Annotated in this window: 12 protein-coding genes; all 12 read left to right on the top strand. The window is 71.9% G+C overall.

The features are described 5' to 3' along the window. The first annotated feature begins 390 nt into the window (after positions 1-390). The 12 genes from mraZ (at position 391) to ABZX22_RS18645 (ending at position 14,691) form a co-directional block, all read left to right on the top strand. The gene (gene mraZ / locus ABZX22_RS18590; RefSeq protein WP_354910317.1) at positions 391-822 is read left to right on the top strand and encodes a division/cell wall cluster transcriptional repressor MraZ; all 432 of its coding nucleotides are present in this window, start codon (positions 391-393) and stop codon (positions 820-822) included. Between the two features lie 230 nt (positions 823-1,052). Continuing rightward, the gene (rsmH, locus tag ABZX22_RS18595; protein WP_354910320.1) at positions 1,053-2,030 is read left to right on the top strand and encodes a 16S rRNA (cytosine(1402)-N(4))-methyltransferase RsmH; all 978 of its coding nucleotides are present in this window, start codon (positions 1,053-1,055) and stop codon (positions 2,028-2,030) included. Then, positions 2,017-2,493 (top strand): hypothetical protein, encoded by a 477-nt coding sequence (locus tag ABZX22_RS18600; protein WP_354910322.1) that lies wholly within the window; start codon positions 2,017-2,019, stop codon positions 2,491-2,493. The genes rsmH and ABZX22_RS18600 overlap by 14 nt, the downstream gene beginning before the upstream one ends. Next, on the top strand, positions 2,490-4,802 hold the full coding sequence (locus ABZX22_RS18605) for a penicillin-binding transpeptidase domain-containing protein (RefSeq protein WP_354910325.1): 2,313 nt from the start codon (positions 2,490-2,492) through the stop codon (positions 4,800-4,802). Before ABZX22_RS18600 ends, ABZX22_RS18605 begins: the two co-directional genes overlap by 4 nt. A gap of 40 nt (positions 4,803-4,842) precedes the next feature. Further along, positions 4,843-6,375, top strand: a complete 1,533-nt coding sequence (locus tag ABZX22_RS18610; RefSeq protein WP_354910328.1) for a UDP-N-acetylmuramoyl-L-alanyl-D-glutamate--2,6-diaminopimelate ligase — start codon at positions 4,843-4,845, stop codon at positions 6,373-6,375. Beyond that, a complete protein-coding gene (murF, locus tag ABZX22_RS18615; protein ID WP_354910331.1) occupies positions 6,372-7,784 on the top strand; it encodes a UDP-N-acetylmuramoyl-tripeptide--D-alanyl-D-alanine ligase in 1,413 nt (470 codons plus the stop codon). Before ABZX22_RS18610 ends, murF begins: the two co-directional genes overlap by 4 nt. Beyond that, positions 7,781-8,839, top strand: coding sequence for a phospho-N-acetylmuramoyl-pentapeptide-transferase (gene mraY, locus ABZX22_RS18620; protein ID WP_354910333.1), 1,059 nt, complete (start codon positions 7,781-7,783; stop codon positions 8,837-8,839). Before murF ends, mraY begins: the two co-directional genes overlap by 4 nt. Beyond that, complete coding sequence (gene murD / locus ABZX22_RS18625) at positions 8,836-10,194, top strand: UDP-N-acetylmuramoyl-L-alanine--D-glutamate ligase (protein WP_354910336.1); 1,359 nt, start codon at positions 8,836-8,838, stop codon at positions 10,192-10,194. The genes mraY and murD overlap by 4 nt, the downstream gene beginning before the upstream one ends. Further along, positions 10,191-11,507, top strand: coding sequence for a putative lipid II flippase FtsW (gene ftsW / locus ABZX22_RS18630; RefSeq protein ID WP_354910338.1), 1,317 nt, complete (start codon positions 10,191-10,193; stop codon positions 11,505-11,507). The genes murD and ftsW overlap by 4 nt, the downstream gene beginning before the upstream one ends. Before the next feature lie 36 nt (positions 11,508-11,543). Next, a complete protein-coding gene (gene murG / locus ABZX22_RS18635) occupies positions 11,544-12,629 on the top strand; it encodes an undecaprenyldiphospho-muramoylpentapeptide beta-N-acetylglucosaminyltransferase (protein WP_354910341.1) in 1,086 nt (361 codons plus the stop codon). Beyond that, the gene (murC, locus tag ABZX22_RS18640; RefSeq protein ID WP_354910343.1) at positions 12,626-14,032 is read left to right on the top strand and encodes a UDP-N-acetylmuramate--L-alanine ligase; all 1,407 of its coding nucleotides are present in this window, start codon (positions 12,626-12,628) and stop codon (positions 14,030-14,032) included. Before murG ends, murC begins: the two co-directional genes overlap by 4 nt. Continuing rightward, a complete protein-coding gene (locus tag ABZX22_RS18645) occupies positions 14,029-14,691 on the top strand; it encodes an FtsQ-type POTRA domain-containing protein (RefSeq protein ID WP_354910345.1) in 663 nt (220 codons plus the stop codon). The genes murC and ABZX22_RS18645 overlap by 4 nt, the downstream gene beginning before the upstream one ends. The last annotated feature ends 50 nt before the right edge of the window (positions 14,692-14,741 follow it).

Genomic DNA, 14,741 nt, shown 5'->3' on the forward strand with positions numbered 1-14,741 from the left:
TTTTCATTGTGCGTACGACCCTACGACGGCGGGCATCCTTGGGCGACTTTTACGGATATCGGGGAACAGCCACAGTGTTCAGGTGATCCATCCGGTTCTTGTCGCATAGTGGTGCGAATCCGGTGACACGGCCCTCCACTTTCCCCGACGGGCCGCCCCGCCATGCGGTATTCACCGACCCTTTCGGTGTTCGACACGCCCGCGCCGCCCGCGGGCCGTCCGCCGCCCCCCACCCCGCTCCACCGCTCTGACCTGCGTAAACGCTGATCGAATGGCGACCGAAGAGGGTTCGAATCAGTTGACGGTGGGGAGAAGTGGAGTATGGTGGTGCGCAGTGGAGGGCAGGTGCACCAGCACTGAGCGCTTCACGAGGCACGGGAGGTGGGGCCGGTGTTCCTCGGCACCCATCAACCGCGTCTGGACGACAAGGGACGGCTGTTCCTGCCGGCTAAGTACCGTGAGGAGCTGGCGGAGGGTCTTGTGATCACCAAAGGCCAGGAGCGATGCCTCTACGTCTTTCCCGTGGGGGAGTTCCAGCGCATTACCGAGGCTCTCAGCACCGCCCCGGTCACCGCCAAGGCGGTTCGGGACTACAGCCGCGTCTTCTTCGCCAGCGCGTCCGACGAGACTCCGGACAAGCAGGGGCGCATCACGATTCCCCAGGCCCTGAGGGCATATGCGGGTCTGGAGCGTGACTGCGTGGTCATCGGCGCCAACACCCGGCTGGAGATCTGGGCCCAGCAGGCCTGGGAGACCTATCTGGCCGACCAGGAGCAGGCTTTCGCCGATCTGTCGGAGGAGGTGCTGCCAGGGATTCTCTAGTCACGGCCGATCCGTCGGTGATGTCGTTCGGCGAGGTCTCCACCCGCAACCACTCGCCCGCCAGCTGATGCACCTTCCCCGGTGTCAGATGGCAGGCGTCCACGAAGCGGGTGCGGATGGGGACCTGGCCGGGCGGCTACGGGTGGGGACCTGGCGACGGGGCACCGGGATCGAGCCTTAGCGTCATCCGCGAGTATGGACGCATTCTTAGTTGGAGGGGGGTTTCAGCAATGCACGTGGAAGGCAACGCTGCGGGCACGGGTGGTCACGTTCCCGTGATGCTCGAGCGGGTCCTGGAACTCCTCGCCCCCGCGCTGGCGGGCCCGGCGCCGGTGGTCGTCGACGCCAACCTCGGCCTCGGCGGTCACTCCGAGGCGCTGCTGGCCGCGCATCCGGCGCTGCACCTGGTCGGGATCGACCGCGATCCCTTCGCCATCGACTTCTCCACGCGCAGGCTCGCGCCCTTCGCCGACCGCGTCACCCTGGTCCACGCCTCGTCCGACGAGCTGGCCTCGGTGTTGGCGAAGGCGGGCCGGCCGGTGGTCGACGGGGTCCTGTTCGACCTGGGCGTCTCCTCGCCCCAGCTCGACGAGGGCGAACGGGGCTTCGCCTACTCCTACGACGCTCCCCTTGACATGCGGATGGACACCGAGCAGGCGCTCACGGCCGAGGAAGTGGTCAACACCTACTCCGCGGCCGAGCTGACCCGCATCCTCCGAGATTACGGAGAGGAAAGGTTCGCACCGCGTGTCGCGGGGCTCATTGTCAAGGAAAGGGCCAGGGAAGCCATAACGTCGACTAAGCGGCTCGCGGACATCGTTCGCGCGGCGATTCCCGCCGCTACCCGACGCACCGGTGGCAACCCCGCCAAAAGGACTTTTCAGGCGCTGCGTATCGAGGTCAACGCGGAGCTGACCGCCTTCGAGGCGGCGCTTCCCGCGGCCCTCGACGCGCTGGCGCTCGGTGGGAGAGTCGTCGTGCTCTCCTACCACTCCCTCGAGGACCGGCTGACCAAGCAGGTGCTCGCGGCGCGAACCAGGGACACCAGCCCCCCGGGGCTGCCCGTCCCGCTGCCGGCTCACCAGCCGCGGTTCCGCCTCCTGACGAGGGGAGCAGAGCTCCCGACTGACGAAGAGCTCGCCCGCAATCCGCGGGCGGCCTCGGCCCGGCTGCGGGCGGCAGAGAGGATCCGTGTTGACGAGGACTGAGCAGGAGATCAGGCGGGGTGCGCCCGTCAGGGGCGGCGTGCCCAGGACCGCTCCGGCGAGGACCGGCGTGCGCGAGCAGGACGCTCCGCGCGCGCCCAGGCCGGCCGTTGACCGGCCGATCGGTCAGCGGCCGGCCCCGGCGCAGGACGGCGCGCCGGTGCGCGTGCGGCGGCCGATGCCGCGCAAGCAGCGCGCCCCCTTCGTGCTGCTCGTCGTCGGCCTGCTGTGCGGTGGCCTGGTCAGCCTGCTGCTGCTCAACACCGTCCTGGCTCGCGACTCCTTCACCGCCAGCGAGCTGCGCGAGCAGATCGCCGAGATGCAGCGGCAGTCCGACAGCGCCAAGCGGAAGATCGCCGAGCTGGAGCAGCCCGGCAGCCTCGCCGAGGCCGCGGAGCGGCAGGGGCAGGTGTCCGACCCCGACGTCAACGTTCTCTACCCGGGTAAGTCGGGCGCGGACAGGTGAGAGAGACAGGCGGCAGGGGTCAGGGCCCCGGCCGCGGTGGTGGCGGCGCCGGCTCTCAGGGAGGGCCCGGCGCCGTTCGTCGTACGCCGGGCGGTCCCGGACGATCGGGACGGCAGGGCGGCACCGGATCCGGACGCTCCGAAGGGCCGCGTGACGAGCCGCCCCGCCGCAGGGACGGCGAGCCGGGCCGGCCCCGCCGCGGCGACGCCGACGGGCGCCCGGGGCCGGCCGACCGTCCGGGTACCGAGAACCGCACGCCGTCCGACCGGCGAGCGGGCCAGGACGGCCGTCCCCGACCGGCCGGCGCCGAGCCCGGAGGTCCTGGCGGGTCCAACCGGCGCGGGAACGACCCTTTCGAGCTGCCGCGCGGCCTGACCGGAGCCGACGCCAGGGACGCCAGGCGCGGCCGCGGCGAGGCCACCGTGCCCGGCCCCCGAGGCGAGCAGCGCCGCGAACCCCGCCCGCCGCAGGGCAGGGCCTCCGGCCGGCCGCCGGGCGGGTCCCAGGGCCAGCCGCAGGGCCCGCGCCGGCAGCCGCGCAGGCCGCCGCCCCCACCGAGGCCGCCACGCCCGCCGCTGGTGCTGCGCCTGGGCAACCCCCGCCGGCGCCTCAACATCGGGCTGATCGGCATGACCTTCATCCTGTCGATCTTCGCCGGGCGGCTCATCCAGCTGCAGGGCCTCGACTCCAAGATCTACGAGGCCAAGGCCGCCGACCAGCGGGTGATCAGCGAGGTCATCCCCGCCAAGCGCGGCTCCATCACCGACGTCAACGGCCACGAGCTCGCCGTCACGGTCGAGGCGCGGGAGATCGCGATCGACCCGAGCAAGGTCCGTCCCGAGCAGTACGCCAAGGTGACCTCGGTGCTGGCCAGGGAACTGGGCAAGCCCGAGGCCGACATCCTGGCCAAGCTGGCCAGGACCACCTCGCGCTACGAGCTCATCGCCCGTGACGTCGACCCCGTGGTCGCCGACAGGGTCCTCGACCACGGGCTGCCGGCCGTCACCACGAAGAAGACCTACCGCAGGACCTACCCGGCCGGCGACCTGGCCGGCACGCTCATCGGCTTCGTCGGCAACGACGGCGCCGGGCTCGAGGGCGTCGAGCGGATGCGCGACTCCCGGCTGGCGGGCCAGGACGGCAAGCAGAGCGTGGAGCAGGGCCGCGACGGCCAGCGCATCCCGATGACCCGCAGCCAGCGCCAGGCCCCGGTCGCCGGTCGCGACGTGCGCCTGACCATCGACCGCGACATCCAGTGGGCCGCCCAGAAGGCCATCACCGAGCAGGTCGCCGCCAGCGGCGCGATCAGCGGCACCGCGATCGTCATGGACGTCAGGACCGCCCAGATCATCGCCATGGCCAACGCGCCCGAGCTCGACCTGAACAACTGGCAGAAGGCGTCCGACACCTCCTACGTCAACCGGGCCGTGGCCGAGGTGTTCGAGCCGGGCAGCACCAACAAGGTCATCACCGCCGCGGCCGCGATCGAGGCGGGAGCCGTACGTCCGGAGACCACCTTCCGCGTCGCCGACCACATCAGGTGCGCCGACCAGACGCTGCGCGACTCCCACCCGCACAAGACGGAGACGATGACGTTCAAGAAGGTCGTGGAGACCTCCAGCAACGTCGGCACCATCCAGGCCGCGCGCAGGGTCGGCGACCAGCGGCTGTTCGAGATGCTCAAGGGCTTCGGCTTCGGCGTCCGGCCGGGGGTCGGCCTGCCTGGCGAGGAGGCGGGCCTGCTGCCTGACTACAAGGGCTGGTCGGGCACCCAGCGCTGCACGGTCGCCTACGGCCAGGGCGTGTCGGTGACCGCCCTGCAGACCGCCAGCGTCTACCAGACCATCGCCAACGGCGGGGTCAGGGTGCAGCCGCAGATCGTGGCGGGGGAGACCGACGAGCACGGCAGGTTCGTCCCCGCCAAGCCCGGCAAGCAGACCAGGGTGGTGAGCGAGCAGACCGCCGGCGAGATCGCCTCCATGCTGGAGGGTGCCGTCAGCGCCGAGGGCACGGGTACGCTGGCGGCCATCCCGGGCTACCGGGTGGCGGGCAAGACAGGCACCGCCAACAGATACGATCAGCAGTTGGGCCGTTACAACGGCTACACCGCCTCCTTCGTCGGTTTCGCTCCCGCGGACAAACCCGAGCTCGTGGTCCTCGCGGTGGTGCAGAAGCCGGCCAAGGACATCTACGGCGGGCACATCGCGGCCCCTGTGTTCAAGGACGTGATGACGTTCGCCATCAAGAGCAGGAAGATTCCGCCCACAGCCCCGACCGCGTCGCCCGCGCGGATCGGCACCGGACAGTGAACAGGGAGGGTACGCTGCCGCCGTGCGTCCCCCGTCGTCTATGCGTCCCACGTCCAGCCCGCCTCGACCGCTGAGCGGGCTGGCCACCATGCTTGACGCTCCGTCAGGCAGCTCCCGCTCACCGCTGGCCGCGGTGACCGGCGTCACCATCGACTCCCGCCAGGTCGGGCAGGGCGACCTCTACGTCGCGCTGCCCGGCAACACCGCCCACGGCGCCGACTTCTCCGCCCAGGCGATGGCGCGAGGGGCGGTCGCCGTCCTGACGGATCCGGCCGGCCGCGACGCCGCCGTCGCCACCGGCCTGCCGGTGCTGGTCGTCTCCGAGCCGCGCTCCCTGCTCGGCCAGATCTCCTCCTGGGTGTACGGCCAGCCCAGCCACGACATCTGCGTCCTGGGCGTGACCGGCACCAGCGGCAAGTCGACCACCACGTTCCTGCTGGAGGCGGGGCTGCGCGCGGCCGGCCACACCACGGGCCTGGTGGGCGGCGTCGAGATCCACGCCGGCGACCTGGTCATCCAGCCCAAGCTGACCACGCCGGAGGCCTCCGACCTGCACGGCCTGTTCGCGCTCATGCGTGAGCGCGGCGTCACGGCGGCCGCGATGGAGGTCTCCAGCCACGCCCTCGCCCTGGGCAGGGTCGACGGCGTCTTCTACGACGTGGCGCTCTTCACCAACCTGTCGCAGGACCACCTCGACTTCCACAAGGACTTCGACGACTACTTCGCCACCAAGGTGAGGCTGTTCCAGCCCGAGTTCAGCAGGACGGGCGTGACCAACCTCGACGACCCCCACGGGCGCGAGCTGCTCCCGCTGGCCAAGATCCCGATGACCACGTTCTCCGTCACCGGCGACCCCGTCGCCGACTGGCGCGCCCTCGACGTCAGGCTCGGCTCCGACGGCAGCGCCTTCAGGGTCGTCGGGCCCGGCGGCGTCGAGGAGGACGTGGCGATCTCGCTGCCCGGCCCGTTCAACGTCGCCAACGCCCTCGGCGCCATCGTGACGCTGGTCGAGGCGGGCGTCCCGGTGCGCACCGCCGTGCACGGCGTGGGCGCCATGACGGGCGTGCCCGGCCGGATGCAGCGCGTCACCTCACCGGGCGAGGAGTTCCAGGCGATCGTCGACTACGCGCACAAACCCGGCGCCGTCGAGTCGGTCCTGACCTCGCTGCGGTCGGTGACCACCGGCAGGCTGACGGTCGTGCTCGGCTGCGGCGGCGACCGTGACAAGGGCAAGCGTCCCCTCATGGGGGAGGCCGCCGCGAGGCTGGCCGATGTGGCGATTTTCACCAGCGACAATCCGCGCTCGGAGGACCCGCTGGCCATCCTGGCGGCGATGATGGACGGAGCGCTCCAGGTGCCGCGCGAGCGACGCGCCCACGTGATCGTCGAGCCCGACAGGGCCGCGGCGATCAGGCTGGCGGTCGAGTCGGCCGAGCGCGGCGACGTGCTCGTCGTGGCGGGCAAGGGCCACGAGCAGGGCCAGTACATCTCAGGCGACGTGATCCCCTTCGACGACAGGGCCGTGGTCGCCGAGGCGATCGACGCACGCAAGGAAAGCAGGAAGAACCTATGATCCCGATGCCGCTGGCCAGGATCGCCGAGATAACCTCCGGCGCCCTGTCAGGCATGACGGACCCACGCGCGGTGGTGCGCGGCCCCGTCGTGATCGACTCGCGGGCCGTCGAGCCGGGATCGCTGTTCGTGGCCATCAAGGGCGCCCGCGTCGACGGCCACGACTTCGCCGACCAGGCGATGGCGGCCGGCGCCGTGGCCGTGCTGGCCACCAGGCCGCTGGCGGCGCCCTCGGTCGTCGTGGCCGACCCGGTGCGGGCGCTGGCCGACCTGGCGAGGGCCGTGGCAGGCGCGCTGCCGTCCGCCACCGTGATCGGCCTCACCGGCTCGGCGGGCAAGACCACCACCAAGGACCTGCTGGCCAGGCTGACCGGCCGCATGGGCCCCTCGATCGCGCCGGCCGGCAACTTCAACAACGAGATCGGCCACCCGCTGACCGTGCTGCGGGCCGAGCACGAGACCCGCTTCCTGGTCCTGGAGATGGGCGCCCGCCACGCGGGCCACATCGCCGACCTGGTCCGCATCGCCCCGCCCCGCATCGGCGTGGTGCTGAACGTCGGCACCGCGCACCTGGGCGTGTTCGGTGGCAAGCAGGCCATCGCCGCCGCCAAGGGCGAACTGGTCGAGGGGCTGCCCGCCGACGGCGTCGCGGTGCTCAACGCCGACGACCCGCTGGTGCGCGAGATGGCCGGCCGTACCAGGGCCCGGGTCACGCTCTTCGGCCAGGCCGAGGACGCCGCCGTCCGCGCCGAGGGCGTCACCGTCGACGAGCGCGGGCGCGCCTCGTTCATGCTGCGCACCCCCTCGGGCGCCGCCCACGTGGCGCTCAGGCTCCACGGCGCGCACGCCGTGGAGAACGCGCTGGCCGCCGCGGCCACCGCCTACGAGCTCGGCCTGCCGCTGACCACCATCGCCGACGAGCTGTCGCAGGCCGAGCCGCGCAGCCGGTGGCGCATGGAGGTCACCGACCGCGCCGACGGCGTCACCGTGATCAACGACGCCTACAACGCCAACCCCGACTCCATGCGCGCCGCCTTCGAGGCGCTCGCCGTCCTCGGCAAGGGCAGGCGCCGCTTCGCCGTCATCGCCTCGCTGCGCGAGCTCGGCGAGGAGAGCGAGGCGCTGAACGAGGGCGTCGGCCGTACGGCGGGCGCGGCGGGCCTGTCCGGGCTGATCGTGGCGGGCCCCGACGCCGAACCCGTCCTGCGCGGAGCGGCCGCGGGAGCGGCGGAGTCGGCCGCGCGCGGCGGACCTGGCGAGCCACCGATCGCGCACGTACCGGACGCCGAGGCCGCGGGCGCCCTGCTGGCCGAGTGGCTGCGGCCGGGCGACGCCGTGCTGGTGAAGGGGCCGCGCGCGATGGACCTCCAGCGCACCGCCGAGCTGGTCCTCGGGAGGGTCACCAAGTGACCAACATCATCATCGCCGGCGCGGTGGGCCTGATCCTGTCGATGCTCGGCACCCCCCTGGCCATCAGGCTCTTCTCCCGGCGCGGCTACGGCCAGGAGGTCCGCGACGACGGGCCCGAGGCCCACCTCAGCAAGAAGGGCACGCCCACCATGGGCGGCACCGTCTTCGTGCTGGCCGCGCTCATGGCCTACGCCGCCTCCCACCTGGCCATGCTCGAACCGCCGACCGTGTCCGGCCTGCTGGTGCTGTTCCTCATGACCGGCCTGGGCATGGTGGGCTTCCTCGACGACTTCATCAAGATCTACAAGCAGCGCAGCCTGGGCCTGCGCAGCGGCGCCAAGGCGCTCGGCCAGCTCATCGTCGGCGCCGTCTTCGCCGTCCTGGTCGTGCGCTTCCCCAACGTCTACGGCATCACGCCGGCGCAGACGAAGCTGTCGTTCCTGCGCGACTTCGGCCCGTCGATCCCCATCGTGCTCTTCGCCGCGTGGGTCATCTTCATGATCGTCGGCTTCTCCAACGCGGTGAACCTGACCGACGGCCTCGACGGCCTGGCCTCCGGCGCCACCGCCACCGTGCTCGGCGCCTACGTGCTGATCGGCAACTGGCAGCTGCGCAACAACTGCATCGACAACCTCGGGCCCAACTGCTACTGGGTACGCGACCCGCTCGACCTCGCGGTCGTGGCCGCCGCCGTGCTCGGCGGGCTCATCGGCTTCCTGTGGTGGAACGCCCCGCCCGCCCGCATCTTCATGGGCGACACCGGCTCGCTCGCGCTCGGCGGCGTACTGGCCGGCCTGGCCATCACCACCCGCACCCAGCTCCTGCTGGCGATCCTGGCCGGGATGTGCGTCATCATCACGGTGTCGGTGATCATCCAGGTCGGCTTCTTCAAGATGACCGGCAAACGCGTCTTCCGCATGGCTCCGCTCCAGCACCACTTCGAGCTGAAAGGATGGGCGGAGACCACGATCGTGATCAGGTTCTGGCTGATCGCGGGTCTGTGCGCGGCCGTGGGTCTCGGCCTGTTCTACGTGGAGTGGATGCCCAAGCCATGATCGTCGTAGCGGGACTCGGCGTCTCCGGCACCGCCGCGGCGCGGGTGCTGGCCGCCCGCGGCGAGCACGTGGTGGTGCTGGAGGCGGTCGACGGCGAGCGGCAGCGCGTCGTGGCGGAAGAGCTGGCCAGGCTCGGCGTCGAGGTGCGCTTCGGCTCCATGGAGCTGCCCGCTGAGGCGGGCGAGCTGGTCACCACCGGCTGGGCGCCGCACCATCCGCTGATCGCCGCCGCCCTCGCGGCGGGCGTCGAGGTGATCGGTGAGGTGGAGCTGGCGTGGCGGCTGCGGTCCGCGCAGGCCGCGCCGTGGCTGGCGCTCACCGGCACCAACGGCAAGACGACCGTGGTGCGCATGCTGACCTCGATGCTGCTGGCGGCCGGCCGCAAGGCGCTGGCGGTGGGCAACGTCGGGGTGCCCGTGGTGGAGGCGGTCGGCGGGCCGTACGACGTGCTGGCCGTGGAACTGTCCAGCTTCCAGCTGCACTGGTCCGGCTCCCTCGCGCCGCACGCCGCCGCGATCCTCAACGTCGCGCCCGACCACCTCGACTGGCACGGCTCGCTGGAGGAGTACGCCAGGGCCAAGGGCCGCATCTTCGAGCGGGCGGGCACGGTCGTCTACAACGCCGACGACCCGATCGCCTGCGCGCTGGCCGAGCCGTACCGGCCGGCGGTGGGCTTCACCCTCCAGGTGCCCCGGCCCGGTCAGCTGGGCGTGGTGGAGGACCTGCTGGTCGACCGCGCCTTCGTCGCCGATCCGGTACGGCAGGCCGAGGAGCTGGCCACGCTCGACGACGTGCGCCCCTTCGCCCCGCACAACGTCGCCAACGCCCTGGCCGCCGCCGCCCTGGCCCGCACGGTCGGGGTGCCGGCCGAGGCCGTCCGCCAGGGCCTGCGTGACTTCGTGCCCGACCCGCACCGCATGGCCCACGTCGGCAGGGTCGGCGAGGTCGACTACGTCGACGACTCCAAGGCCACCAACCCCCACGCGGCCGCCGCCTCGCTGGCCGCCTACCCGTCGATCGTGTGGGTGGCCGGCGGGCAGCTCAAGGGCGCCGACGTCGACGACCTGGTCCGGCGGGCCGCGCCCAGGCTGCGCGGCGCGGTGCTCATCGGCGTCGACCGGGCCGCGATCGCCGGCGCGCTCGCGCGACACGCGCCGGATGTCCCCGTGGTGGACCTCGCCGATCGCGACACTGGGGTGATGGACCGTGTCGTCACCGAAGCCGCCAGGCTCGCCGCCCCCGGGGACACCGTGCTGCTGGCTCCCGCCGCCGCCTCCCTCGACATGTTCGCCAACTATCCGGCCCGGGGGGAGGCCTTCGCGCGCGCCGTGGGCAAGCTGGGGGAGCGTTCGTGAGCACGACGGCCGACAACCCCGTCGACCGCCCGACCGGCTGGGTCAGGGAGCAGGCCGCCGGGCTCAAGGAGCTGCTCGACCGGCCGCTGACCACCTACTATCTGATCATCGGGTGCAGCGCGCTGCTGCTGGCGCTCGGCCTGATGATGGTGCTGTCGGCCTCCAGCATCGAGGCGCTGCAGAAGACCGGCGACCCGTTCTACTGGTTCGTCAAGCAGTCGATGTCGGCCGCGCTCGGCGTGCCCGTGATGTGGATCTGCTCGCGGCTGCCGCACCGGTTCTTCCGCTGGGCCGGCTACCCGCTCATGGCGCTGTCGATCATCGGTCTGGGCATCGTGATCTTCGCGGGCGAGTCGCAGCTGGGCGCGCAGCGCTGGATCGACATCGGGCCCATCTACCTGCAGCCGTCCGAGCCGGCCAAGCTCGGGCTGGCGCTGTGGGGAGCCGACCTGCTGGCCCGCAAGGCGCGCGGGGGCCGCATCGAATGGCGCCACCTGCTGATCCCGCTGCTGCCCGGCACCGCGATCCTGGCCGTCATGGTCATGCTGGGCCGCGACCTCGGCACCACGCTCGTGCTGATGCTCATCTTCCTCGCGCTGCTGTGGGTGGTGGGAGCGCCGCTGAAGCTGTTCGGCGGCATCATCGCGATGATGACGGTCGCCACCGTCTTCATGATCACGACTGAGGGCTACCGGTCCGACCGCATCACCGGCTGGCTCGACCCGTGGGGCCACGCCCAGGGCGCCGGCTACCAGGCCGTGCAGGGGCAGATCGCGATGGGCTCCGGCGGCTGGTTCGGCCTCGGGCTCGGCAGCAGCAGGGGCAAGTGGAGCTGGATCCCCCACGCGGAGAGCGACTTCATCTTCTCCATCCTCGGCGAGGAGCTGGGGCTGATGGGCACGCTGTCGGTGATGGCGCTGTTCGGCCTGCTCGGCTACGCGGGCCTGCGGGTGGCGATGCGCGTCAACGACGCCTTCATCAGGCTGGCGGCCGCGGCCGTGGTCGCCTGGGTCGCCGGGCAGGCGATCGTCAACATCGGCGCCGTGATCGGCGTGCTGCCCATCACCGGCATCCCGCTCCCGCTGGTCTCCTACGGCGGTTCGGCGTTGTTGCCGACGCTCGCCGCGCTCGGCATGTTGTTGTCTTTCGCCAAACGCGAACCTGGCGCCAAGGAGGCTCTGGCCGCGCGTGGCCCCGGACCGGCCGCGAGGGCTCTAAGCTGGCTGGGCCTGGGGGGTGCGCAACGGGGCCGACCGAGACGACCAACAAGGAATGTGCCGACTGGACGAGCCAGGCCAGATGCGGAACGTTAAGGCGGCACGTTTCTCATCAGTAGGGAGTAAACCGACATGAGGGTGGTCCTCGCCGGTGGCGGGACGGCCGGCCACATCGAGCCGGCTCTGGCCCTGGGTGACGCGCTGCGCAGGCTCGTGCCCGGCGTCGGCGTCACCTGTCTCGGCACGGAGCGGGGCCTGGAGACCACGCTCGTCCCGGCCAGGGGTTACGACCTGCAGTTGGTGCCGGCCGTACCACTCCCGAGGGCGCTGACCCCGCAGCTGCTGACCGTCCCGGGACGGCTGGCGGGCGCCATCAACGCGGCCGCCGGCGTCATGGACAAGGTCCAGGCCGACATCCTGGTCGGCTTCGGCGGCTACGTGGCCACCCCCGCCTACCTGGCGGCCAGGCGGCGCGGGCTGCCGATCGTGGTCCACGAGGCCAACGCGCGCCCCGGCCTGGCCAACCGGCTGGGCGCGCGGCTGACCGACCACGTCTTCACCGGCCACACCCAGAGCGCCATGGCCAAGGCCGAGTACATCGGCATCCCGCTGCGCCGGCAGATCGTCGAGCTCGACCGGCTCTCCATGGGCGACAAGGCCCGCTCGTGGTTCGGGCTGCGCACCGACCTGCCGACACTGCTGGTCTTCGGCGGCTCGCAGGGCGCCCGCTCGCTCAACCAGGCGGCGCTGGCGGCCGGTCCCACCCTGCGCCGGGCCGGCGTGCAGGTGCTGCACGTGCTGGGCCCGAAGAACACCCTGGAGGAGGAGCCTCCGCCAGGCGACCCCCAGTACGTCGTGCTGCCCTACGTCGACCGCATGGACCTCGCCTACGCCGCCGCCGACTTCGCGCTCTGCAGGAGCGGCGCGCTCACCTGCGCCGAGCTGACCGCCGTCGGGCTGCCGGCCGCCTACGTTCCGCTGCCGCACGGCAACGGCGAGCAGCAGCTCAACGCCACCCCGATCGTGCAGGGGGGCGGCGGCCTCATGATCGACGACTCCGACCTTTCACCTGATTGGATCATCCAGAACGTGCTGCCCATCCTCCGCGACCCCGAGCGGGTCGCCACGATGTCGGAGGCCGCCGCCTCGATGGGGCGAAGGGACGCCGACGTCGCCCTGGCCCGCAAGGTGCTCGAGATCGCGGGAGGCCGCTCATGAACCTGGTACGGCTGGTCGACCCGGTGGCCGCCGAAGACCTCGGCAGGGTCCACTTCATCGGCATCGGCGGCGCGGGCATGTCGGGGATCGCCCGCATCCTGCTCAAGCGCGGCGTCAGCGTCTCCGGCAGCGACGCGCGCAGCTCGGAGCTGGTGACGGAGCTGCGTGAGCTGGGCGCCACCGTCCACATCGGCCACGCCGCCTCCCACATCAAGAACGTCGACACCGTCGTGGTCTCCACCGCCATCCGCGACTCCAACCCCGAGCTCGGCGAGGCGATCAAGCAGGGCGTGCGGATCATCCCGAGGGCCGCCGCGCTCGCCTCGGTCATGGCCGGGCGCTCCGGTGTGGCCATCGCGGGCACCCACGGCAAGACCACCACCACCTCGATGCTCACGGTCGCGTTGCAGAAGTGCGGCGCCGACCCCTCCTACTGCGTGGGCGGCCAGCTCGTCACCACGGGCCTGGGCGCCGACGAGGGGTCGGGCGAGGTGTTCGTGGCCGAGGCCGACGAGAGCGACGGCTCCTTCCTCATGCTGGCCCCCGACATCGCGGTCGTCACCAACGTCGAGGCCGACCATCTCGACAACTACGGCGACCCGCGGGCGGTCCACGACAGCTTCGCCCGCTTCGTCGAGCGGGTGCGCCGCACGCTGGTGCTGTGCGTCGACGACCCGGGCGCCGCGGCGCTGGCCGAGCCGGCGCGCCAGGCGGGCCTCAAGGTGGTCACCTACGGCGTGGCGGGCGACGCCGACTACCGGATCACCGGCGTGCGCCCCGACGGCTTCGGCGTCGTCTTCGAGGTCGCCGGCAGGGGCGAGGTCAGGTTGTCGGTCCCGGGCGCCCACAACGCGCTCAACGCCGCGTCGGTCATCGCCGTGGCCGACGAGCTGGGCCTGCCGTTCGAGGACATCAGAATGGGCCTGTCGGCCTTCACAGGGGCCAAGCGGCGCTTCGAGGCCAAGGGCGAGGCCGGCGGCGTGGCCGTCTTCGACAGCTACGCCCACCATCCGACCGAGCTGGTCGCCGACCTGCGCGCCGCGCATGACGTGGTCGCCTCCTACTCCGGCGACGGCAGGGTGATCGCGGTCTTCCAGCCGCACCTCTACTCGCGCACCAGGTTCTTCGCCGACGAGTTCGGCGTGGCGCTCGGCCTGGCGGACCAGGCCGTGGTGCTCGACGTCTACGGAGCGCGCGAAGACCCCGAGCCCGGCGTCTCAGGGGCCATGGTGGCCTCCCGGGTGCCGTTGCCCGAGGGCAGCGTGACCTACGCCCCCGACAAGGCCGCCGTGCCCGCCCTGGTGGCCGCGCTGGCCAGGCCCGGCGACGTGGTGCTCACGATGGGCGCGGGCGACGTGACCGAACTCGGCCCGAGGATCGTGGCGGAGCTGTCAGCCAGGTGAGAGCGCGTCAGGCGTTCGTGGCGTTGCTCACCGCGGGCGTGGTGGGCTCGACGGTGTGGCTGGTGTTCTTCTCGCCGGTCCTGGGCGTACGGTCGGTGGAGATCGTGGGAAATCTCACAGTCCCCGCCGACCAGATCAGGAAACAGGCCGCGGTCGCCGAGCTGCATCCGCTGGCCACCGTCGACCTCGACGCGGTCCAGGGCAGGGTGCTGCAGATCAGGCAGCTGGCCTCGGCGAAGGTCGAGCGGATGTGGCCGAGCACGCTCACCATCGAGGTGGTCGAGCGCCGGCCCGTCGCCGTCGTGCCGTACGGCGGCAAGGCGGCGCTGATCGACCGCAAGGGCTTCGTGACCGAGGTGCGCGTGATCGCCCCGCCCCAGCTACCCGTCCTGCGGGTCGACCGGCCAGGTCCAGCCGACCCCTCGACCGTGGCGGCGATCAAGGTGATCGGGGAGTTGCCCGACAGCCTGCTGGCGCGCATCGACGAGGTGCGGGCCACCTCGCCCGAGGGTATCTCCTTCCGGCTGACCAACGGCCGCACGGTCGTCTGGGGCGGCGCCGACCGGATCGCGGACAAGGTCCGGGTGCTCGAAACGCTGCTCCGGCGCACGGCGACGGTGTATGACGTCAGTTCGCCCGACGTGGTGTCGATGAAATGAGATGGTGGTCGCGAATGGGACAGCGCGCGACACGCCGGACGGCCTTGCGG

Source organism: Nonomuraea sp. NPDC003804 (assembly GCF_040610675.1).
GTDB lineage: Bacteria > Actinomycetota > Actinomycetes > Streptosporangiales > Streptosporangiaceae > Nonomuraea.

What these genes read in the sequence shown, in the direction of transcription:
- murF (WP_354910331.1), top strand. Translation starts at nt 6,372, where the DNA reads ATGATCCCGATGCCGCTGGCCAGGATCGCCGAGATAACCTCCGGCGCC.
- ABZX22_RS18610 (WP_354910328.1), top strand. Translation starts at nt 4,843, where the DNA reads ATGCGTCCCACGTCCAGCCCGCCTCGACCGCTGAGCGGGCTGGCCACC.
- rsmH (WP_354910320.1), top strand. Translation starts at nt 1,053, where the DNA reads ATGCACGTGGAAGGCAACGCTGCGGGCACGGGTGGTCACGTTCCCGTG.
- murG (WP_354910341.1), top strand. Translation starts at nt 11,544, where the DNA reads ATGAGGGTGGTCCTCGCCGGTGGCGGGACGGCCGGCCACATCGAGCCG.
- murC (WP_354910343.1), top strand. Translation starts at nt 12,626, where the DNA reads ATGAACCTGGTACGGCTGGTCGACCCGGTGGCCGCCGAAGACCTCGGC.
- murD (WP_354910336.1), top strand. Translation starts at nt 8,836, where the DNA reads ATGATCGTCGTAGCGGGACTCGGCGTCTCCGGCACCGCCGCGGCGCGG.